Origin of the sequence: Mesorhizobium sp. M1163, from assembly GCF_040318415.1 — a bacterium.
Lineage (GTDB): Bacteria > Pseudomonadota > Alphaproteobacteria > Rhizobiales > Rhizobiaceae > Mesorhizobium.
In genome coordinates, this window is sequence record NZ_JAMYMF010000002.1 from 246,012 (window position 1) to 268,335 (window position 22,324).

Genomic DNA, 22,324 nt, shown 5'->3' on the forward strand with positions numbered 1-22,324 from the left:
AGTGGTTGTTTGAAGTGGAGTTCTTGGACGGACCCCGAATCTATTGAGCCGATGTCGTTTGGCATCGCTGTCCTGACCGCGAGTTTGACTCCCGAAGTTCACCCACAGGAGCGGCCTTTGGTCCTCAGCCACCGAACGCCTCGATGACAAGACGGGCGGTCGCCGCTCCGGAGAAGTTCTGCTGGCCGGTGATCAAATTGCCGTCGCGCACGGCAAAATCGCGCCACAGCCCGGCCTGAATATAGTTCGCGCCGAGCGCACGCATCTCATCCTCGATCCGCCATGGCATCAGATGCGTACCGTGCGGCAGCGCGCCCATCTCCCAGACGGCATTATCGGCGAAGTCTTCCTCGACATTGGCGAAACCTGTGACAGTGCGCCCTTTGGCCAGCAGCTCGCCGGTTGAGAGGCGCGCGTAGCGCAGCAGCGCGACGCCATGACACAAGGCGGCCGCGACCTTGCCGGCCGCAAAAAAGGCGACGAACAGCCGCTGCAACTCAGTCGCGCCTTGGAAGGTGAACATCGGCGCCTGGCCGCCAGCGACGACGATCGCGTCGAACGCGTCGAACGACAGCTCTGCGATGGGCCGGGTCGTCTCCACCAGCGCCGCCAGTTTCGGGGTCGACAGGAAACCGAGCGAGATCAGATCCGTATCCGAATAGCCGGACGGATCACGCGGGTCGCTCAACGCATCCGCCTCGCATTTGCCGCCCTCAGGCGAGAAGATCGCGACTTGGTATCCGCGCTCCGTGAAGGCGAGCCAGGGATGAGTTAACTCGCTCCACCAAAACCCGACCGGCCAGCCTGTGGCGGTTGATACAGCCGGGTTTGAAAGGACCATCGCGACCCGCTTTGGATGCAGCGGGTCGAGTGGGTTGGGATCACGCACGCTCATCGCGCCATCTCGACTGGTTCGCCAAGATTCGCCCAAATCGTCTTGTATTGGGTGTAGCTTTCCCACGCCTCGCGGCCCTGCTCGCGGCCATAGCCGCTCATCTTGAAGCCTCCGAACGGCGCATTAGGATGGTACTTGTGCCAGCAGTTCAGCCAGACCGTGCCTGCCTTGATCCGGTCGGCGAGCCGCAAGGCGCGGCCGAGATCGCTGGTCTGGATGCCCGAGGCGAGCCCGTAGCTCGTGTCGTTTGCGATCCGGATCGCGTCCTCCTCGCTGTCGAATGGAATCACCGGCAGGACGGGGCCGAAAATCTCTTCGCGCGATATCCTTAGGTCGTTGGTCGCACCGGCGAAGATAGTCGGCTCGACGAAAAGGCCCTTGCCGTTGACCTGGCGGGTGCCGCCGCCCGCGGTCAGTCGCGCGGTGCGCTTGCCCTCTTCGATATAGCTCAAGACCTTGTCATACTCGCCGCGCGACGCGATCGGCCCGATCATCGTCGCAGGGTCCAGCGGATCGCCGAGCGTCGCCGACTTCGCCATGGCGCTCAGCTTCTCGACGACCTCGTCATAGCAGGCGCGTTCGACCAGCAGGCGCGATCCGGCCACGCAGACTTCGCCCTTGTTCCAGAAGATGCCCCAGAAGGCTGCCTGTATCGCGGCATCGATATCGGCATCGGCGAAAACGATATTGGGACTCTTGCCGCCGAGCTCCATCGTCAGGTGTTTCATCGTCCCGGCACCGTTGCGCATGATGCCCTGGCCGACGGCGGTCGACCCGGTAAAGGCGATCTTGTCGACGCGGGCATCGTTGACCAGCGCGTCGCCGATGGTGCCGCCCGGGCCGGTGACGAGATTGTAGACGCCTGGCGGTACGCCCGCGTCGAGGATGACTTGCGCCAAGGCGAGGGCCGTCAGGGGCGTGTCGGTCGCAGGCTTGTGAACGACCGTGTTACCCGCCGCGAGTGCCGGCGCGATTTTCGAACAGGACAACGCGAGGGGAAAATTGAACGGGGTGATCGCAGCGACCACGCCGAGCGGCTCACGCCGCGTCAGGATCCTGATATTTGGTTCGTAGCTGGTACGATAGGCGCCGTCCATTGCGCTCATGGCGAGCCCGCCATGAAAGCGGAACAGTCCCGAGCAGTGCGGCATGATGATATCGCGGAAATCGCGATAGGGCATACCCATGTCCATCGCCTCGCGCACCGCGAAATCCTCGGCGCGCTCGTCCAACAGATCGGCGATGCGGAACAGGACCTTCGCGCGCTCCTCATGATGCATCCGCGCCCAGGGTCCTTGCTCGAAAGCCCGCCGCGCGGCCGCGACGGCATCGCTTGTGTCGGTGACGCCAGCCTTCGCAATATTGGTGATCGCCGCCTCCGTGGTCGGATCAAAAGTCGTCGACGTCTCGCCACTGACAGCATCGCGCCATTGGCCATCGATCAGCAGACGTTCTACTGGAATCGCCTTGCGCCGCGCGGGTAGATAATCAGTCATGAACCGGTCCGTCCTGTCGAATGAGATTGAAGGAAATTCTCGGCCCCATCCCGCGCCGATAGGCGAGTTGGACCAATAGCAGCATCATCGGCTCGATCAGGCGCGAGGCCGTGAGATCGCCGACATCGACCGGCATTGTCGGTAGATCGGCGAGAAGCCGGCAAATCGCCGCCTTGGCATCTGCGTCATTGCCGGCGACATAGCTCGTCACCGGATCGCCGTTGAGACGCGGATCACCCCTGTCAAGCAATTCGGCAAAGGTCGGAATGCACTTGACGACAAGCGCGCCCCGCGCGCGCCTCTGAACCTCCTCGCCTACCGACGTCGTAGTGCCTAGCAGCATCGTGGAAAGGTCAGGCGCGACTGCATTCGTATTGTCCCAGACGATCTTGCCGGACAAATCGCCAAGCGCGTCCATCGCCAACTCGAGAGCCGGCCATGGCGTCGCCAGGGCAATTACGTCGGCCCATCTCGCTACTTCGTCAGGGGCACCGAAGCCGACACGGAGGGTTGCCGCGATTGCCCGCAACTTGCCTTCGTCGCGACTGAAGCTGAGATGAATTTCGTGCCCGGCGAGGCCAAGACATTTCGCCAAGGCCTTGCCGAGCGAGCCTGGTCCGATGATCGCAACTTTCACAACTGCCTCCCGACACGCGGTCGGGCTTGCCTAGCACCATTGCAGTCGCGCTTATTTCACGAATTGCCCTTGCACGATCGGGCGCACTCGTCACATGGATCGGCGGCGGAACTGGATGTTTGGACCAGTTCATCAACCTGGTCCCGCGTGAGAATCCTCTTCCGGCGCCTTGCAACAGACGTTGGCGGTTTCTTCCAGTTCCTCGGCTCCGTCGACGGCGCGCTCCAGGTCTTGGGCTGCAATTCCGAGCCGTGATTTGCCAGAAGGACCGCGGCATAGTTGCAAGGAAGATCACGGATCATCTCGCCCATCCTCTGATCACCTGGCCGCACGTATCCGCGACCGTCAGCTCCTGCAGCGCGAGCTCCTTGCGATGCACCTGTGCGACCGCATCGGCCAGAGCGATCACGAAACGGTTCAGATTGCGCTCAGAAGTCGCCAACTTGAATTTTCGATTTGTCCGTGAAGCGCGACAAGCGGAATGGAGTCGGGTCGACGCTTGCCGCGTCACCTGCGACCAGATCCGCCGCCAGATGGCCAATTCCAGGGCCGACGCCGAAGCCGTGTCCGGAACAGCCTGCGGCGACGAACACTCCACCGATGCTGTCCACCGGTGAAATCACGGGTACGGCGTCCGGTGTGGAGTCGATATATCCACCCCAAGAGGACACGACGCCGGCATCGGCAACGGTGGGGAACAGGGCTTTTACCCGCGTCATAATGGTTGCCACCATCCGCTTGTCCGGCGCAGGATCGAGGACGCGGATTCGCTCAAAGGGGGTCGGCCTGTCGAGATGCCAGCGACGGAGTGTTTCCGGGCCCTGGAAGAGCGAGCGGCCTATGCCGATCTCGACGGCCTTCAGCCGTTTCATGAACATCGGCAGAAACGGGCGGACATAGCGGATCCCCTGCGGCGTGATCTCGAGGGTCGCCCTGCCGCTGACCGCGATCGTGTAGCTGCCATCGAGCCGGCGCGTCATGGCAAAGTCGGAAGTATAGACAGCCTCGCCAAAATCCGGTGCAGGAGCGGTCCGTAAGGCGGTCTGACGGACGCTGGCCTGCGGCAGCGAAACCGCATGCATGCGCAGGAAAGCAGAAGCCCAGGCGCCGGCGGCACATAGCACCGCGCTGGTGCGGATAAGGCCTTTCTCGGTGACGACGCCGCTCACTTGCCCATTGGTGATATCCAGGCCGCGTGCCGCGCAGTTCTGATGAATAGTCGCGCCATGCTTGCGCGCGCCCTCGGCGATCCGAGGGGCGGCAAGCCAGGGTTCGGCCTTGCCATCGTCTGCTGCGTAGACGCCGCCCAGCCATTTGCCGCCCGCCGCTGGAACGGCGGCAGCAGCCTCGTCGGCGGTAAGCATCCGCGTATTGACGTCGAACCGCCGCGCAACCTCGCGCCACTTGTCCCATTCGGCGAGCCGCTTCGGATCGTTCGTCGCATAGGTGAGCCCGCAACGGCGGAAGCCAAGGTCGTGCCCAATCTCTTTGGTGAGCTCTTCCCACAGGCGCATCGACAGATTGGCAAGCGGCAACTCACGTGCATCGCGGTTCTGCCGACGGCACCAGCCCCAGTTCCGGCTCGACTGTTCGCAGCCGACATACCCCTTTTCGACAAGCGCCACCGACAGGCCGCGCCGCGCCAGGAAATAGGCTGCGCTGGCGCCGACAATCCCGCCGCCGACCACCACGACGTCTCCTGACTCGGGTAGCGCTTTATCGCTACTGATTTGGTGGATAACAGGGGACATGGCGGCCTCGGCGATCAATGGAGCTAGCAGTATCGGCGATTGGTGCCGCAGAAATGCTCCGACTGGCGCCGATTTTCGGTATTTTGCGCCGAATATCGTGACACGGAACGCGCGCTTCTTTCGTAGTGTCAGTTTTCCCACTCGAACTGTCCTGGTGCTCCGTGGACTGCCGAAAAATCGCTGCGCCTCGTGTCTTTCCCACGGTCCTTGGCAGGCTCAATGGGGAAATCGTGGACTCCAGCAAGATGCCGCCAGCTGCGGCGCTGCCGCGATTGTGTTGCCCCGGCCCGGCAGCGCGACGGTAGCGACCTTTTCGCAACGGTAGGCCCGCCTGCCTAGAAATAGCCGAGGATGGATTTGACCTCGAGATACTCCAACATGCCCTCGATGCCATATTCGCGTCCGTTTCCGGACTGCTTGAAACCGCCAAACGGGGCGTGCGGATCCCAGGCCGGGTAGTTGAGATGCACCTGGCCGGAGCGGATCCGCGAGGCCACGTCCTTGACGGCGTCCACATCCTGGCCCTGCACATGAGCCCCCAGACCGTAGACCGTGTCGTTGGCGATGGTGACGGCTTCCTCGATTGTGTCATAAGGGATGATGCAGAGAACTGGCCCGAAGACCTCGTCCTGGGCAATGCGCATGGTCGTGCGCACGTCGGAAAAGATGGTCGGCCTCACATAGAACCCGACGTTCAGATCGTGCGCACGGCCCCGTCCGCCGGTGAGGAGCCTGGCGCCCTCAGAAATGCCGACGCCGATCATGGTTTGGATGCGGTCGAATTGGGCACGGTTTGCGATTGCACCATGAGTTGTGGCTTCGCAAAGAGGATCGCCAATGACAATATGGGCTGCGGCCCTTTTGGCGATTGCCTCGATCTCGGAGAGCCGCGAGCGTGGCACGATCATGCGCGTCGGGGCGCTGCATGACTGGCCGAGATTGCGGAAGGCGGCGGATACGCCCAGAGAAACGGCGCGATCGAGATCTGCGTCCGGCAGGATCACGTTCAGCGACTTGCCGCCCAGCTCCTGCGCGACGCGCTTGACACTCGTCGCTGCCGCCTGGGCCACCGCAATGCCCGCGCGGGTGGACCCGGTAATGGAGATCATGTCGACATCCGGATGGGAGGCGAGACCCATACCCACGCCTGGACCATCACCTTGCACGAGGTTGAAAACCCCGGCAGGGAAGCCGGCTTCCTCGATTGCCTCGGCGAACAGCAGGGCGTCCAAGGGAGAAAGCTCACTCGGCTTCAGCACGATCGTGCAGCCTGCAGCGAGCGCCGGCGAAACCTTGGCGGTGATCTGGTAAAGTGGCCAGTTCCACGGAGTGATCAAGGCGCAGACACCGATCGGTTCGTGGGTGACGGCGGTTTGCCCCCGTTGCTTGACGAAGCGAAAGTCTGTCAGCACATCGCGAGCGACCTTAACATGCGTGATCGCCAGCGGCACCTGCGAGCTGCGCGCATAGCCGATCGCCGCGCCCATTTCGAGGCTCAGGCATTGAGCCAGCAGTTCGCCGCGCGCCTCGAGCAGCGCTTGCAGGCGATCGAGCAGACCCGCGCGGTCTTCTGGCGTGGTCCGACTCCAGGTGGCGAATGCCCGGCGGGCCGCTGCAACGGCCGCGTCAACGTCCTTGCCATTTCCAAGCGGAAACTGGCTCACAACCTCTTCTGTGGCGGGATTGACGACGACGCCCGTCGCGGTGCCGCTCGGCTCAACCCATTGACCGTCGATGAAGAACTTGTCCAGGTGGCCGTTGCGGACCAGGTGTTCGAGAGGCGTCATCACCCTACACGGTCCTTCATGCGGTAGTAGGCGCCGACAATCGGCAGGAACCAGGGGCGCCCGAAATAACCGGGGATCGCTGGCCAGTCGAAATCCTTCCAGGGATTGAGCTCGGGGCGCCCGTCCATGACGTCGGCCATGATGGTGCCCATCAACGTCGACATCTGGGTCCCGTGTCCGCTATAGCCCATCGAGTAATAGATGCCATCGCGCTCTCCGGCCCGCGGCAGGCGATCGCGGGTCATATCGACCATGCCGCCCCAGCAGTAGCCGATGCGGGTGCCGGCCAGTTCCGGAAAGACCTCGACCATCGCCGCCTTGAGTATCCGGCCGCTTTTTTCGTCGGATTGGGGGTTGGACACGGCAAAGCGCGCCCTCCCGCCGAACAGAAGGCGATTGTCCGGCGTGAGCCGCCAGTAGACAACGAGATTGCGCGTGTCGACGACCATGCGCCCGGTCGGCATGAGGCGCTTAAGGTGGTCGGGCGATAGCGGCTCGGTCACGATCAGAAATGCGCCGACCGGGATCATGCGCCGGCGGATCCAGCCGAGCGGACCAACCTGGGAAATGCCGCTCGCCAACAGGACCTGCCGCGCGACGATCTTGCCCTTTGGCGTCGTTACCTCATGCTCGCCTGAAACCTTGCGCATCGCCATTACGGGCGAGCGTTCATGGACGTCTGCGCCACGCCGGGCAGCGGCGGTCGCGAGGCCCCGGACGAACCGGCCGACATGCATGCCCGCGCTCTTGGGAAAGAGCAGCCCGCCATGGTAGCGGTTGGTGCCGACTTCGGTTCGCAGGTCGTCGCGCGCGATCATCCTCGTTTCGGGATCGACATTGGCCGCCAGCAGTTCCTGGCTGCGCGCCAGCATGTCGTAATGCTCGGGCTTGGCGGCAAGCTTGAGCTTGCCGACGCGGGAGAAGCTGCAGTCGATCTTTTCTTCCTGCACCAACCGCTCGACCATATCGACGCCAGCGTCGAAAGCCTTGTAGAGCGCATTTGCGGCGGGCTTGCCGTGCTTGCCAGCCATGATTGCATAATTCTGGGCAAAGCCGTTGTTGCACATCCCGCCATTGCGGCCGGACGCGGCGTTGCCGATCGTTTCGGCCTCCAACAGGGCAACCCTGGCGCCCTTTTTGGCAATGGCCAGCGCGGCGGAGGAGCCGGTCAGGCCGCCGCCCACAATCGCCACGTCGTAGTGGCCTTCGAGCGGTTTGGACGATCGTTCACTGAACGGCTGAGACGTATCCAGCCAGTAAGAAGTAAACTTCATTTTCTTAACCACCAGTGCTGATTGGAGTGGGGCGACATCCGAGGCATAGTTGCGCGCGCCTACCAGCCGCGCATCCGCTCCCAGCGCGCTTCAATCTTGGGGCTGTCCCCGTTGACGACGCTGTAAAAATCATGCTGGGCGGCCATCGCACACGCATGATTGGGCAGAATCCGGACCCGAGACCCGAGCGGCAACTCGGGCATGGACTTTCCAGAACCGGCACGAATGGCGAGGATGCCGTGTTCCTGGCTGGCCTGGGCCACGATCACATCTTCAAGCACCCGTCCCTTTTCGTCGCAGACCACCCCGTAACCCTGGTCGATCTGCTGGTTTGCGGTTCCCCGGTCGCGCGAAAGCGCCATCCACCCGGCGTCAACCAGCACCCATCCCTTTTCCGGCTTGGAGCCGATCACCGTGGCCAATACGGAAATGGCGATATCGTCGCGGTTGCAGACCCCAACCCCGTGCTGGACGAGGTCGAAGAACATGTAGACTCCAGCGCGCAGCTCGGTGACTCCATCAAGATTGTCGGCGAAATGCGCTGTCGGCGTCGAGCCGACGCTGACGATCGGGCAGGCATGGCCATGGGCGCGCAGGATTTCAGCGGCGCGAACGGTGGCTGAACGCTCGTTCTCGCCTGCCTTGACCAGCGCATCGGGCGTGTTCAAGCCATAGGACTCGCCTGCATGGGCGAGGACGCCGGCGAGGTTGGCACCGGCAGCGACGACCCTGCTGGCCACGTCGAGCAACTTCGGGTCGTCCGGCTTCAAGCCACCGCGATGGTCATCGCAGTCCAGTTCGATGAAAACAGATGGCGTCATGCCGGTGGCTTCGCGCACGCCGGCCAGGGCGTCGGCCTGCTCCACGGAATCGAGCAACAGCTTCACATCAGCGCCGGCTCGGCGACAAAGCTTCATGGCACGCATGGCCGAGGCCGGCGAGATGCCGACCGCATAGGTCATGTCTCGAAAGCCATGGCCCGCAAAATACTCCGCCTCGGCGATGGTCGAAACCGTGATCGGACCGGGTTCGCGGTGGAACGCGTATCGGGCGACGTCGATGCTTTTGGCCGTCTTCATATGCGGGCGCAGCACCACGCCAAGCTTCTTGGCGCGCCCAGCCAGACCCTGGATGTTTTGCTCGAGCCGGCCACGGTCCAGAAGCAGCGCCGGGGTGACCAAGGCGTCGATCGTCCTAGCCGTCTCGCTCACTGCCAGGTTTGCCGCCACCTTGTTCATCATCTCATTTCCTAAGTGAACGACTGGTTTGCCAATGCATATATATGGGCTGGCCCCTCGACGGCGGGCCGTTGCCCTTTGACCATGGCGGTCGCACTGCCGGACCGCTGAAGGCCAAGGCTCTCAAGCCAGTCACCCAATCCATCCTCGGCATAGACGTCGATGCGAACGAATTGATCGTGAAGCTTCGAAAGCTGGGCCAGGATCAGAAGCCGCGCGTCTTGGTCGCTCTCGGCTGCACAAGGGCCGACCACATAGCCGCGGCCAAACCTCCTCGCGATAGCGTAGCCTGCAATCCGTCCCCTGCGCTCAATGACCAGTGCGTTGCCCACATCGGCGAGCGCAGCCACCATCGCCAGCCGGGGCATGCCCGTGGCCGATTCGTCGAAGGCCTGGATCGGCGTGAGGTCGGAGGCTGTCGCTTGACGGATGTCGTCGCCGGTACTCCGCGTCACGGGGACAGTCAGCGAGCCCTGGTGCTGAAGCACCGTGCCCCAGGCAGTGAAGCCGCGTCGCTTGTAGAGCGCCAGCCCCTCTTCGGTTGAGCTGAGCAGCACGTTGCGGCCGTGTGTCGCCTCAAGCAATCCATCAAAGAGCCGGGCGCCGTTGCCACCGCCTTGCGCGGAGCCAGTAACTATGATCATCCCGACCGTGGCATAGGAATGTCCGTAGTTCCAGGACATGGCCGTGCCAATCACCTGTCCTGCCCTCTCGAGGACCAGGCCATTGCCGACCATCAGGGCAAATTCCCAATCCTCCTGGCGGTAGGGCCAGGCCATCTCCTGCGACAGCTTCAGCGCGCCCGGCAAATGGCGGGTTTCCAATTTCATCAGCTCGGTCGGGGCGCTGACGATATCTCTGTCATGCTCAACGGTCATAAGGTGCAACGCTGTCACTTGATCCAGAGTCGGATTGAAGTCGGACCTTAGAGTCGCGCCCGGCGGACAGATTTCGCTGCTGTTTTGCCCCTTCAAATCAGCGGGATTGTTCGTTTTAAGCAGTTCCTCGGCATGCCAAATCGCGCAAATCAGGCGAGGAATACCTGGCACTTTGAATCGCCGCTTCGTGGTTGCCCGCGATCGGCGTCACGTCCGCACGATCCCCAATGGCAATGGCATAGCCGCAACACTCCCCGGCGATGAAACGCTTGATGCTCAGGAGGAATTTTGGATGATCTACATCAGCGAAGAGGAGTCAGCCGCCCTCGTCACGCATGAACTTGCTTTCGAGGCGGCGCGGCAGGCTCTCGTGGCATCAGCATCGCGGCAGAATTGGGTCTTTCCTGCTGTTCTCGGGCGCACGCATGATGCGACCAATACTTTCTCAATCAAATCCGGTTCGTCGGACGACCTGACCGGAGTGAAAATCGGCTCCTTCTGGTCGGGCAACCCGACACGTGGCCTTCCCCGCCACAACTCCACCATCGTGCTGCTCGATCAGCATACAGGTCGACTCGGCGCCGTAATCGAGGCCGGGAAGGTCAACGCCTACAGGACGGCCGCCGCCGACGCGGTCGCGGCCGATCTTCTTGCGCGCAAGCAAGCCAAGGTTCTGGCGATATTCGGCGCCGGCAACCAGGCGGGCTTCGAAGTGATGGCGCTGGCACGCGTCCGCCCAATCGAAACCGTGCTGGTCGTCGCCCGGCCTTCGTCGCGACGCGACGCTCTTGTCGATCAGATCGGCGAAAGAGGCCTGGATGCGCGCGCTGCCGTGCCCGAAGACGCCGTGCGCGCGGCCGACATCGTCGTGACTGCGACGCCCTCACGCGAACCGCTGTTCGATGCCGCTTGGGTGGGACCCGGAACCCATATCGCCAGCATGGGGTCGGATGTTCCAGGCAAGCGCGAATTGCCGAGCGAATTGTTTCCCAAGGCACGTCTGTTTTGTGATCTGCTTTCCCAGTCCGTCCAGATCGGCGAGTTCCAACACGTGCGCGACGAGATCGACGCCGGCGTGCTTGCGGTAACACCAATCGGCGACGTCATTGAAAAGCGTGCGCCCGGACGCCATTTCGACAACGAGATCACGGTTTTCGACAGTTCCGGTATTTCCCTACAGGACCTCTACATGGCCGACGCGCTGATCCGCGCAAAGGCGTCCCAACCCTGATCAGCTTCGCACCGATAGGTCCCGGCCCCGACGGATTTTTCCGCCCTGCTTGAGTGCTCTCCGGCAACAACGTGTCCCGCGCGAGTCTGCAGTCGTGTCAGCGGCGGATACGCCAAGGGTTGCCCGCATGAACCACGGATCGCCCCGGATGTCGCAAAACCGATCGGAATGGGCGCGTGTCGCAGTTCGGTGATGCTTTCTTTCCAGCCACGGTAGGGCAGCTACAATCCAGGCCGAATCCAACCTGGAGAATGTCCTGATATTTCCGGTGATCAGCGGCTGGCGCGCCAGAAGGCGATACGGTCTTGCAACCGATAGCCTTGGATAATCGCCGGCATGAACCACGGATTGCCACGATAGAGCGGGATGGCCGAAGGCGGTCGAAAGTCGAACGCCGTGCGCGACTGCTCGCCATGCCCCATCAGCTTGTGCGCCGCACGCATACCGATCCATGGCGCCCAGACCACGCCCGAACCGCAGAAGCCGGTTGCATAGACCATACCGTCCTTTTCGAAGATGCGGGGCAGCATGTCTCGGTTCATCGCCACATTGCCGAACCAGCAATGCGAAAGGCGCACGTTCTCCAACTCCGGGAAAAGGTTCACGAGGCCCTTGCGTAGGAGAAGTTTCGGCGCCGCCGGGTCGCCGACGCGAGAACTGTCACGTCCCCCCAGCAGAATGCGTTTTCCGTCGGGCGAGGGACGATAATAGAAACCGAGTTGCCGGTTCTCGGTGATCGTCATCAGCTTCGGCATCAGTCGCGCCATGACATCGGGCGCAAGTTCCTCGGTCACGATGATCCGGCTGCGGACCGGAACCAGGCGGCGCCGAAGGAAGGGAGCGGCGCCGTCGGTATAGCCGTTGGTACAGACCAGAACCTGCAGTGCATCCACCGTCCCTGCCGAAGTCGCGACGCGGAACCCCGAACCATTCCTCTCGATCGACTTGACCACTGTATGCGAATGGACCGTCAACCCGGATGCGAGCGCCACCCGCAGGAGTTCAGCGTGGAATTTTGCGGGGTGCAGCGCGCCAATGTCCATCCGAACGGTTCCGCCGCGGTAGAAATCGGTTCCGATATAATTTCGATGCTCAGCATGCGGAACGGCGAAGGACTCGATCCCCAGTTTCTTCGCCAGCGTCTCGGCGCCGCGCGCCATCTTCTCATACTGTTGATATCCAAAAGCGCCCTTGAACTGGCCAACCAGTCGGAAGTCGCAGTCCAGCCCTTCGGTCCTGATGAAGTCGTAGAGGAATTCGCGCGCGATCTTGCCCTCGGCCTCGATCGCCATGGCCTTCTCTTCACCGAAGCGCCGGGTGATCGTGGCATAGTCCGGCCGGATGCTTCCGCTGGTAATTCCGCCGTTGCGTGTAGAAGCACCCTCGCCCGGATTCATCGTATCAAAGGCTGCGACCGAGCGTCCTTCGCGCACCAGCACAAGCCCGGCCGAAAGCCCGGCATAACCGGCGCCGACAATTGCCACGTCAAGCTTTTTTGCGAGGGGCTTCCGCGGCAGCGGCATGACGGGCGCCGCTTCCCACCAATAGGGCGTGTTCTTCTCGATTTTGGGCTCGTGCACGTGACTGACTTCTCTTGATGTTCCAGGGATTAAGAAAGCGATCGGTCGCGGTACCTCAAATATGGTCATCTCGTACGTCCAGCGCGTCGCGCAGTCCGTCACCAATGAAATTGAAACTGGTTACCGCGATGGTGATTGCAGCTCCGGGAATGATTGCCAGCCAAGGTGCGCTGCCCAGATATTGCTGGGCGCCATTGAGCATGTTGCCCCAGCTGGGCAGTGGCGGCTGGATCCCGTAGCCGAGGAAGCTGATGTAGGCTTCCATGAGAATGGCGCGCGCGACCGTCAAGGTGGAAGCGACGATAATCGGGCCCATTGCGTTGGGCAGTATCTCGCGGAACATGATGTGCGTGCCGCTCAGCCCCAGCATTCGGCCAGCCAGGACGAACTCGCGTTCGCGTAACGAGCGGACCTCCGCTTCGACGATGCGGGCAACCTCCATCCAACTGGTGAGGGCGATAATGATGGTGATCATCACAGGACTGGGCTTCAGTGCCGCAGCCAGCGCCAGCAGCAGAAAGATCGATGGGAACGACAGAAATCCATCGACCGTGCGCATCAGCGCCGCCCCAACCCAGCCGCCGCGATAGCCTGCAATCACGCCGACCAGCGTGCCGATGAGCGTCGACAACACCATGGCGAAGAAACCCACCAGCAGCGAGATTCGTCCCGCCATCAAGAGTCTTGCCGCAAGGTCACGGCCGAGCGGATCGGTACCTAGAAAGTGATAACCCGTGAGCGGCGGGGCAAAGCGGGCCCGCAGATCGATGTACAGGGAGTCATAAGGCAGGAGATGGGGGCCGAGGACGCAAGCGAGGCTCAGGAAGATGATCATCGCCAACCCGAGCAGCGCCAAGCGATGCCGCATGAAACGAAGTGCCGCGCGGTTGTTTCTCCATCGGCTTGGAGCTGCATTTGCGGTGAGAGCGGTCATATCGGCTGTCTCCTGTCGGGGAAGTTGCGCGCTCAGGCCAGACGAATGCGCGGATCGACAATAGCGACGACAATGTCGGCGATCAGGTTTCCAAGCAGAACGAGGATGGCGGAGAACATCAGTAGCCCCATCACAACCGGATAGTCGCTGTAACCAAGGCTATCGAGGAACAACCGTCCCATTCCCGGCCAGGTAAAGACGGTTTCGGTCACCAGCGCGCCGGTCAGAATGCTGGGAAGCTGCATCCCGGCCAAGGTAATCATCGGCAAAAGCGCGTTGCCAACGACATGCTTCATCAGAATCCGGCGTTCACTCAACCCCTTGGCCCGAGCCGTTTTAACGAAGTCCTGGCTAATGGCGTCGAGTGTCGCCGTCCGCATGTAGCGGCTCCAGATCGCGACATGGACCAGCGACAATACGACACTTGGCAGGATCAGATGGTGGAGATAGCCCAGGATCGAGCTATCGCCGATCTCGGACATATTGCCCGCGGGCAGCCAGCCTAACTTCAAGGAAAAGATGTAGATGCCTACGAGGCCGAACCAGAAGGTAGGGACCGACAATGCGACCATGGCGCCAACGGTTGCGAGATAGTCGAATAGTGAGTAGCGGCGCGTGGCGCCCCGAATTCCAATCCAGGCGCCAATGGAGATCGCAATCGCGGTTGAGGACCCCATCAGCAGCAGCGTGGCGAACAGATGGCTGCCAATGATCTCCAATACCGGCGCTCCGTCGCGGAAGGAGTGACCCCAGTCGCCCCGCACCAGCCGCCATGCCCAGTCCAGATATTGGATCCATATAGGGCGATCAAGGCCCAGCAGCCCCTTGAGGCGCTCGATATCCTGCTGGGTCATTCCGGGATCGAGTCCGAATTGTGCCAGGGGGCCGCCGGGGAGGAGGTTCAGAATGCCGAAGCCGATGATCGAGACGATCACAAGCAGCACCAGGCTCTGCGAGAGGCGATTGAGCAGGAAGCCGCGCATCCGAGTCCTCCATTGTGGGTTGATGATCTTAGTGTGTTGCCGCCGCCGCAGTGGATCGGGCGGCGGCAACTGCGCGGATTAGGCCTTCCACTGCCAGGCCGCGGCATCCCACGACGCGGTGCGGGTGTTGGCGTTGGGCTCGAAGCCGTCCAACCCTTTCTTGCGCCCAAGGACGATTGTGTACGCGAACAGCGGCAGGAAGGGCAGATCATGGCGCACCACTTCCTGCACGCGATTATAGATCCCGCGCCGTTCTTCCGGATCGAAGCTGCGAGCACCCTTTTCGAGCAGGGCATCGACTCCAGGGTTGGAATATTGCCCGGTGTTCGAACCGTGTCCGCCTTGAGCGGCGATTGCCTTCGTATGGAGCCGGTTTGTGGCGTCGGGGTCCGCGGCAATCAGATAGGTGACGCCCACCATGGCGGTGTCAAATTGCGACTTCAGCCAGAACTCGCCCCACATGACTGCAGCCGGCAAATTCGAGATCGTCATCTCGACGCCGATCTCGGCAAACGTCTGCTGCAGGAACTGCTGCGTCTGCTCGCGGAGGTTGTTGCCAGAAGTTGTTGAGTTGGAGAAGGACAGTCGCACCCCATCCTTGGCGCGGATTCCATCCGGCCCCGGCGCCCAGCCGGCCTCATCCAGGATTTGGCGCGCCCGGTCCAGATTGAACTCCTGAACCGGCAGGTTCGGGTCGTAGTAATAGGACTCCTTCGGCATGAAGGTCTCGGTGAGAGTGCCCACGCCGTAATAGATCGTGTCGACGATCGCCTTCCTGTCCAACGCGGCGTAGAGCGCCTGGCGCACTGCCAACTCCTTGAACTGCGGGCGGCCCAAATTGAGGTAGATCGACTCCAAGGATGCTCCTGTCTCCAGTGTCACCACGCGGTCTGGTAGTTCGCGGGCTTCAGTATAATGGTCGGCGGTGATGAACGACTGATCGACCAGGTCCACGTCGCCGCTCTTGAACTGCGTGTAGAGCACCGTCATATCGGGGATGTATTTGAAGATGAGCTGCTCGATATAGGGGCCCTCGCCCGCGTACTCAGGATTGGCGACGAGCTCGATATGATCGCCCGCGACGCGCTGGCTCCATTTGAATGCGCCGGTGCCGACTGGCGCCTGGTTGAACGCGGCTGTATTCGGATCGGCCTCTTTCTCCAGAATGTGCTTGGGCACGATGAAGGTTTCGGCCAAGAACGAAAGATAGGGCGCAAAAGCCTCCTTCATCCGCCAAGTGATCTCGGTGGGCGAAACCACTGTGATGTCCTGCACGAGCGAATGGCCGCTCGTGCGCCAAGCGCGAAACTTCGGGTTCGTGATGAGCTCAAGGGTGAATTTCACGTCCTCGGCCGTGAAGGGCTCACCATCGTGCCAGCGGGCATTGTCACGCAACCGGATGCGCCAGTTGAGACCGTCCTCCGAAATGCCGCCATTCTTCTGGCTTGGCACCTCGGCTGCGAGGTTTGGATGTAGGCCACCTTGGGGATCCATGCGGACCAGCGCGTCGAAAACCGAGAAATGGACCGCGTCATCGACTTCGATATGCGCCATCAACGGATTGAACACGGTCGGCTCTTGCGAGAGGCCGACGACGACGCGACCGGCCGGGCCCGCAGGAGGGGTCTTGGCGAAGGCGGGCTTGCCCAGCAGGTTGGGCGCGATGAGGCCTGCAGCCCCACTTATCGCCATCAGTCGCAGCGCTTCGCGCCTCGAGTAGTTGGACGTAGTCGATGAATTTCTGGTCATGGTAGTTCCTCTCTTGTTATTTCTTATGCGTTTGCTGCAACTGGACGGGCATTGCCCGGCCGCTCTCCTGGAATTGCCGCTACGAGTTGGCGCGTGTAGGCTGCTTGCGGGTTCAGGAATATCTGCGAGGGCGGTCCGCGCTCGACGATCCGGCCCTTCTGCATCACAGCGATTTCGTCGCAGATCTGGCTGGCGACGCGCAGGTCGTGTGTGATGAAAACCATCGACACGCCGGTCTCGCGCTGGATCTGGTCCAGAAGCTGCAGGATCTGCGCCTGGATCGAGACGTCGAGTGCGGAGACCGCCTCGTCGGCAATGAGCAGCTTCGGCTTGAACATCAGCGCACGAGCGATGCCGATGCGCTGGCGTTGCCCACCCGAGAACTCGTGCGGATAGCGGCCAAAGGCGCCGGCATCGAGACCGACATGAGCCAGGAGCGCACGCGCTTCCTCGCGCGCTTGGGCATAAGGCATCCCGTGTGCCACCGGCCCTACCGTCATGATGTGGCCAACCGTTGAGCGTGGGTTCAGCGACGCGAAGGGATCCTGGAAGATCATCTGGATCCGCGGTCGAAGAGGGCGGAACTTCGCTTCGGAAAGCTTGGCTATGTCAGATCCCTCGAACAAAATCCCGCCGCCGTCGCTGTCCAGCAGTTTGATCAACAGCCGGCCCAGCGACGACTTTCCCGAACCGCTCTCGCCTACGACCCCCAGCGTGCGGCCGGGCGCGAGTTCGAACGAGACCTCGTTCACCGCTGTCACAGTCCGCTGCGCGCCGAACAGCGCGCTGCCACCACGATAGGTCTTCACCAGACCCTCAACCTTCAGGATCGGCTCCTTGCTGGCCGACTCCAGACGAGGGCGATCTTCGCCGGTCAAATGCGGTACGGCCGCGATCAGGCGCCGGGTATAAGGATGCTTGGGCGACTTCAACACCTGCTCGGCGCTACCCTGTTCGACGATGTGGCCCTTTTCCATCACCACGACGCTGTCGGCGATCTCTGCCACCACACCGAAATCATGGGTGATGAACATCACGCTCATGCCCTTGCGCCGCTGAATGTCGCTGATCAGTTGCAGGATCTGTGCCTGGGTGGTGACGTCGAGGGCGGTGGTTGGCTCATCGGCGATCAGCACCGTCGGCTCGAGCGCCAAGGCCATGGCAATCATGACGCGCTGCCGTTGCCCGCCCGAAAGCCGGAAAGGATACTGGTGATACATGAGTTGGGGATCTGGTAGGCCCACTTCAGTGAGCAGCTCAACGGCGCGGTTGCGGCAGGTTTGTGGCGTACCGAAGCCATGCGCGGCCATGACCTCGTCAATCTGCGCGCCCACCGTCATCAGGGGATTGAGCGCTGAGAGCGGATCCTGAAAGATCATCGACACGACCCGTCCACGCAGGTTGCGCAGCTTGTCTGGCGACATGCCGATGATGTTCATCCCCTCCAGCTGGATGACACCCGATGAGAGGCGGATCACCTTTGGCAGAAGCCCCATGATCGCGTTCGCCGTGACCGACTTACCCGATCCGGACTCGCCTATGATGCAGAGGATCTGGCCGCGTTTCAGATCAAACGAGATATTCTCGACCGCATGGACCCGCTCCATGCCGGCCGGCAGGCTTACGGTCAGGTCGCGCACCGAAAGCGCAACTTCATGAGGAGCTACAGCTTGGATGCTGGCGATCATCGAGACCTCTCCCTTCTCAGCCGCGCTCTTTAGCCCGCTGCGGATTGCGTTTTCGATCTCCGCCTCGTGGCGATCAATCGGTCAAACTGTTCCCTATCGTGAGCTCTCCGGCTCACTTTCAAGCCTCCCTGTCGTGGCCCTGCGGAGCCTGCCTGCCTCTTGGCGGATGTCCGGGGAGTAACGGACCTTAGTCGACAATGAGTGTGACCCCTTCTGGCCGGCAGAGTCGTTGAAACTTAGCACGCAGGCAGCAGGAACTTCTGCAAAGGAGGCCAAATTTGGCATTTCACTCTGCGCGTTTTCCGCCGCCCGGGTCACGCGACCGCATCCTTCAGACGATAGTATGTGCCTACCGTGGGAGGCATGGGAGGAAACCATGGCTTGCCGGTGTGAATCACGGCCACCTCGAAATCCCCCGAGACCGGATCGGCCACGGATCCGCCAATGGAACCGAAGTATCGGGCCAGTAGGAAGCAAACTTCATTACCGTGTCACCCTCATACTCATCCGGGGTCGATCCGATGCAATGAGTGTATGATCGACTCCGCAGGTGAGGTGCGACCCAACCGGTCATTCGTCGCAACAATTGCCCGTCTTTCATGCCTCAAACGGCAGGATGTTCCGCCCTCGTACAAAGTTCACGGCTTACGGCTGAGGCCCATACGCTAGGCTGCGCTTGGGCAGCGAGACCAGTGTCGATCCGCGTCCTAGTTGACCGAAGCGCCTGAAGACCGTGGCGTGGGGCCAGGTCACTGAATTCTGAGAAGACCGTCTTGCCAAGGTACAATCGGTCGCGCACGAGATTGAGGTCACGAGGCGGCCAGCACCAAAAACAGGGAAGTAACGATGCGCGAATATGAGATTGCCGCCATTCCTGCCGACGGGATCGGCCCGGAGGTGATTGCCGCAGGTCTCCAGGCGCTTGAGGTGCTGCAGCAGCGCTGCGGCGACTTCAAGCTGCGCGTCCAGCACTTCGACTGGGGCTCAGACTATTACAAGGCCCATGGTCGGATGATGCCCGAAGATGGAGTGGCGCAACTGAAGCGCTTCGACGCCATCTTCTTTGGCGCGGTAGGCGCTCCCGATCTGCCCGACGACATCACGCTCTGGGGCCTCCGGCTGCCGATCTGCCAAGGCTTTGATCAGTACGCCAACGTGCGGCCGACCAGGATATTGCCCGGGATTGTTTCGCCGCTGGCGGGCGTTGGCCCTGGCGATCTGGATTGGGTGATCGTGCGTGAGAATTCCGAGGGCGAGTATTCGGGCCACGGCGGCCGCGCCCATCGCGGCCTCCCCGAGGAGGTCGGAACCGAGGTCGCGATCTTCACGCGCGTCGGCGTCACCCGCATCATGCGCTATGCATTCCGGCTGGCGCAGTCACGGCCGCGAAAGCTCCTGACTGTTGTTACGAAATCCAACGCGCAGCGTCACGGCATGGTAATGTGGGACGAAATCGCAGCCGAGGTGGCGCGGGAATTCCCCGACGTCGCGTGGGACAAGATGCTAGTCGATGCTATGACAGTGCGTATGACGTTGAAACCTCGGAGCCTAGATACGATCGTCGCCACCAATCTTCACGCCGACATATTGTCGGACCTTGCAGGCGCGCTTGCGGGCAGTCTCGGCGTTGCACCGACCGCCAACATTGATCCAGAGCGGCGCTATCCCTCGATGTTCGAGCCAATTCACGGCTCGGCATTCGACATCGCCGGCAAGGGTATCGCCAACCCGGTCGCCACCTTCTGGACCGCTGCCCAGATGCTCGAACATCTGGGCGAGAGCGCAGCGGCCGTCCGGTTGATGAGCGCTGTGGAAACGGCGACGAGTGAAGGGGTGCTGACGCCCGACGTGGGAGGGACAGCGACCACGCAGGAAGTGACGGACGCCGTCTGCCGGACGATCCGCGGTTTGAACGTGTGACAGGTTTCCAATGAAGCTCGACAAGATCGACATCAAGATCTTATCCCAATTGCAAAAGAACGGGCGGGTCACGAATGTCGAGCTAGCCGACCTGGTCAACCTTTCGCCGAGCCCTTGCCTGATGCGGGTGAAGAAGCTTCAGGCGGAAGGCTTCATCACCGGCTATTCCGCCCAGATCGACGTGTCCAAGCTCGGACAGACTCTAACGATCTTCACCGAAGTCACGCTCAAGCACCATCAACAGAACGACTTCGCGAGATTTCTCACCGCAATTCAGAAAGTCGATTCTGTCATCGAATGCCATCTGGTTTCAGGCGGTTACGACTACCTAGTGAAGTTTGTCACAGCGGGCATCAGCGAGTACCAGACGATCATGGAGCGCATGATCGAATTGGATATCGGAATCGACAAATATTTCAGCTTCGTCGTGCTGAAGTCCCCAATCGTGAAATCCCATTTGCCTCTCGACATCATTTTCGACAAATGAGAAAGCTGCTCCGCAGTCTTGGACCTGGAGAGCCGCGCGCCAGCGCTCCCTGTTGCTGTTTTCGCTGCGCTTGTGCAACGGCAAGAGAATCCACATACCGGCAAATTGCTTTGCACTTGGCAGACGGCGGCATCACCTGAGGATTTGCTTTGGGGCCGCTAACGCGCGTCGCGTTCGACCGGCCTCGTGCGACGCGCTTTAGGTTCTTGTTTTCTTTAGGTTCTTGTTTTGATGCATGTCGTTATCGCAAAACCGCTGCACACTTTTGCGCGACATGCATTAGGCGTCTACCGCAGTGACCGAGGTCGCTTCGGCGATGGCAATGATCATCCCTTCATCGCTGACCGAACGTCCTTGTCTTCGAGGGTTTGATCCAGCGTCATTCGGGTACGTTCGAGGATTCCATCAATATCGTCCTCGGTGCAGCAGAGCGGCGGCGCAAAGCCGAGGATGCCGCTGTTGAAGGAGCGGATGACAAGGCCGTTCGCCCACGCGCGCTCGAAGATGCGGCGCCCCGGATCGGCCGCCGCCGGCAGCGGCGTTTTGCGCTCCTTGTCCGTGACCAACTCAATTGCTGCCAGCATGCCGCGACCGCGGATGTCGCCAACCAGCGGGTGGTTGGTGAGCGAGCGAACGCCGTCCATCAGGCGCTTCCCGGCCTTGCGCCCGTTCTCGAGCAAGCTGTCTTCATAGAGACGCAGGCATTCGAGCCCGACTGCCGCGCTCACGGGATGGGCTGAATAAGTATAGCCATGACCGACAGCCGCTTTGCCGGCTCCGTCTGCGATGGTATTGTAGATGTGGTCCGACATGAAGACGGCGCCCATCGGCACGTAGCCCGAGGTCAGTCCCTTCGCCGTGGTCATCAAATCCGGCACGACCTCGTCTTCCTCGCAGGCGAAGAGGGGGCCGGTACGGCCAAAGGCAGTGATAACTTCGTCGGCAACGAACAGAATGTCGTGTTCCTTGCACACGGCGTGCAGAGCCTTCAGCCAACCCGTCGGTGGAACGAGGACACCGCCCGAACCCTGGATGGGTTCGGCGTAGAAGGCCGCAACGCGGCCCGCGCCGAGTTCCGCGATTTTGGCCCGCAGGGCCGCGACCGATGCGTCGATGATCGCCTGCGGGTCGGAACCGACCGGATTGCGATAGGCGTAGTGCGAAGGAATTTTGTGCTGCCAGTCGTATGGCACGCCGAAACCCGCATGGAAAGCCGGGATCGCGGTCAGACCTGACCCCGCCGTCGAGGATCCATGGTAGCCATACTCGACCGAGATGAACTGGTCCTTTTGCGGCGTACCCGTGGCATGGTAGTAATAGCGAATGAAGCGGATCGTACTGTCTATCGCGTCGGAGCCGCCAAGCGTGAAATAGACATGGTTCAAATCGCCGGGCGCCAGTTCGGCAAGCCTGGCAGCAAGGCGAATGGCAGGCTCGGATCCCAGCCCGAAATATCCCGTCGCATAGGGAAGCTCTCTTAGCTGCTTTGCGGCTGCTTCAACGACGCTTTCCTGGCCGTATCCGATGTTTACACACCATAGACCGGCGAATCCGTCCAGCAGGGTTTTCCCGCTTGCATCGGTTACTGTTGCGCCCTTGGCGGATTTGAGCACCCGCACGCCCGTCTCCTCGTGGCTCCGATAGCATGAAAACGGGTGAACCAGATGTGCGCGATCGAGTTCGATCAGTGAGTTTGCCAGCATTTCTTCCTCCGATTCAGCGTAGTGCCTGACTGACGAGAGCATAAGTCCGGTGTGGTGTGGTTTCGTCCTTCAGCTCATCTGCGGTTCGTCGCA

General features: G+C 61.5%; 18 protein-coding genes. 3 read left to right on the forward strand and 15 right to left on the reverse strand.

Annotated elements, in window-relative coordinates; translation table 11 throughout:
• Positions 1-124 precede the first annotated feature (124 nt).
• The 9 genes from NKH43_RS03200 to NKH43_RS03240 form a co-directional block, all read right to left on the reverse strand.
• On the reverse strand, positions 125-895 hold the full coding sequence (locus tag NKH43_RS03200) for a type 1 glutamine amidotransferase domain-containing protein (protein ID WP_352856558.1): 771 nt from the start codon (positions 893-895) through the stop codon (positions 125-127).
• Complete coding sequence (locus NKH43_RS03205; RefSeq protein ID WP_352856560.1) at positions 892-2,391, reverse strand: aldehyde dehydrogenase family protein; 1,500 nt, start codon at positions 2,389-2,391, stop codon at positions 892-894. Before NKH43_RS03205 ends, NKH43_RS03200 begins: the two co-directional genes overlap by 4 nt.
• Positions 2,384-3,028, reverse strand: a complete 645-nt coding sequence (locus NKH43_RS03210) for an NADPH-dependent F420 reductase (protein WP_352856562.1) — start codon at positions 3,026-3,028, stop codon at positions 2,384-2,386. The genes NKH43_RS03205 and NKH43_RS03210 overlap by 8 nt, the downstream gene beginning before the upstream one ends.
• Before the next feature lie 298 nt (positions 3,029-3,326).
• On the reverse strand, positions 3,327-3,470 hold the full coding sequence (locus tag NKH43_RS03215) for a hypothetical protein (RefSeq protein WP_352639346.1): 144 nt from the start codon (positions 3,468-3,470) through the stop codon (positions 3,327-3,329).
• Entirely contained in the window at positions 3,457-4,779 is a 1,323-nt protein-coding gene (locus tag NKH43_RS03220; protein WP_352639482.1) for an NAD(P)/FAD-dependent oxidoreductase, read from the reverse strand. The genes NKH43_RS03215 and NKH43_RS03220 overlap by 14 nt, the downstream gene beginning before the upstream one ends.
• Positions 4,780-5,114: 335 nt before the next feature.
• A complete protein-coding gene (locus NKH43_RS03225; RefSeq protein WP_352856563.1) occupies positions 5,115-6,569 on the reverse strand; it encodes an aldehyde dehydrogenase family protein in 1,455 nt (484 codons plus the stop codon).
• Complete coding sequence (locus NKH43_RS03230) at positions 6,566-7,840, reverse strand: NAD(P)/FAD-dependent oxidoreductase (protein ID WP_352639344.1); 1,275 nt, start codon at positions 7,838-7,840, stop codon at positions 6,566-6,568. The genes NKH43_RS03225 and NKH43_RS03230 overlap by 4 nt, the downstream gene beginning before the upstream one ends.
• A gap of 59 nt (positions 7,841-7,899) precedes the next feature.
• A complete protein-coding gene (locus NKH43_RS03235) occupies positions 7,900-9,078 on the reverse strand; it encodes an alanine racemase (protein ID WP_352639480.1) in 1,179 nt (392 codons plus the stop codon).
• An 11-nt stretch (positions 9,079-9,089) separates the two neighbouring features.
• Complete coding sequence (locus NKH43_RS03240; RefSeq protein WP_352856565.1) at positions 9,090-10,127, reverse strand: GNAT family N-acetyltransferase; 1,038 nt, start codon at positions 10,125-10,127, stop codon at positions 9,090-9,092.
• Between the two features lie 121 nt (positions 10,128-10,248).
• Here NKH43_RS03240 and NKH43_RS03245 point away from each other — a divergent pair, with 121 nt between their 5' ends.
• Complete coding sequence (locus tag NKH43_RS03245) at positions 10,249-11,187, forward strand: ornithine cyclodeaminase family protein (protein WP_352639343.1); 939 nt, start codon at positions 10,249-10,251, stop codon at positions 11,185-11,187.
• Positions 11,188-11,459: 272 nt separating this feature from the next.
• Here the strand turns inward: NKH43_RS03245 and NKH43_RS03250 are convergent, their stop codons facing one another.
• The 5 genes from NKH43_RS03250 to NKH43_RS03270 form a co-directional block, all read right to left on the reverse strand.
• Positions 11,460-12,710 carry an NAD(P)/FAD-dependent oxidoreductase gene (locus NKH43_RS03250; protein WP_502906451.1) on the reverse strand — a complete coding sequence of 417 codons (1,251 nt, stop codon included), beginning with the start codon at positions 12,708-12,710 and terminating at the stop codon, positions 11,460-11,462.
• 112 nt (positions 12,711-12,822) lie between these two features.
• The gene (locus NKH43_RS03255; RefSeq protein ID WP_031193877.1) at positions 12,823-13,701 is read right to left on the reverse strand and encodes an ABC transporter permease; all 879 of its coding nucleotides are present in this window, start codon (positions 13,699-13,701) and stop codon (positions 12,823-12,825) included.
• A gap of 32 nt (positions 13,702-13,733) precedes the next feature.
• The gene (locus tag NKH43_RS03260) at positions 13,734-14,684 is read right to left on the reverse strand and encodes an ABC transporter permease (protein WP_023718593.1); all 951 of its coding nucleotides are present in this window, start codon (positions 14,682-14,684) and stop codon (positions 13,734-13,736) included.
• Between the two features lie 78 nt (positions 14,685-14,762).
• The gene (locus tag NKH43_RS03265) at positions 14,763-16,433 is read right to left on the reverse strand and encodes a peptide ABC transporter substrate-binding protein (RefSeq protein WP_352856569.1); all 1,671 of its coding nucleotides are present in this window, start codon (positions 16,431-16,433) and stop codon (positions 14,763-14,765) included.
• A gap of 23 nt (positions 16,434-16,456) precedes the next feature.
• Positions 16,457-18,121 (reverse strand): ABC transporter ATP-binding protein, encoded by a 1,665-nt coding sequence (locus tag NKH43_RS03270; protein WP_023718595.1) that lies wholly within the window; start codon positions 18,119-18,121, stop codon positions 16,457-16,459.
• A gap of 846 nt (positions 18,122-18,967) precedes the next feature.
• Between NKH43_RS03270 and NKH43_RS03275 the strand changes: the two genes are divergently transcribed.
• Positions 18,968-20,041 carry a tartrate dehydrogenase gene (locus NKH43_RS03275; protein ID WP_352856571.1) on the forward strand — a complete coding sequence of 358 codons (1,074 nt, stop codon included), beginning with the start codon at positions 18,968-18,970 and terminating at the stop codon, positions 20,039-20,041.
• Positions 20,042-20,051: 10 nt separating this feature from the next.
• On the forward strand, positions 20,052-20,528 hold the full coding sequence (locus NKH43_RS03280) for an Lrp/AsnC family transcriptional regulator (protein ID WP_023718597.1): 477 nt from the start codon (positions 20,052-20,054) through the stop codon (positions 20,526-20,528).
• 326 nt (positions 20,529-20,854) lie between these two features.
• Here NKH43_RS03280 and NKH43_RS03285 read toward each other — a convergent pair whose 3' ends face one another.
• The gene (locus tag NKH43_RS03285) at positions 20,855-22,231 is read right to left on the reverse strand and encodes an aspartate aminotransferase family protein (RefSeq protein WP_352856573.1); all 1,377 of its coding nucleotides are present in this window, start codon (positions 22,229-22,231) and stop codon (positions 20,855-20,857) included.
• Positions 22,232-22,324: the final 93 nt, after the last annotated feature.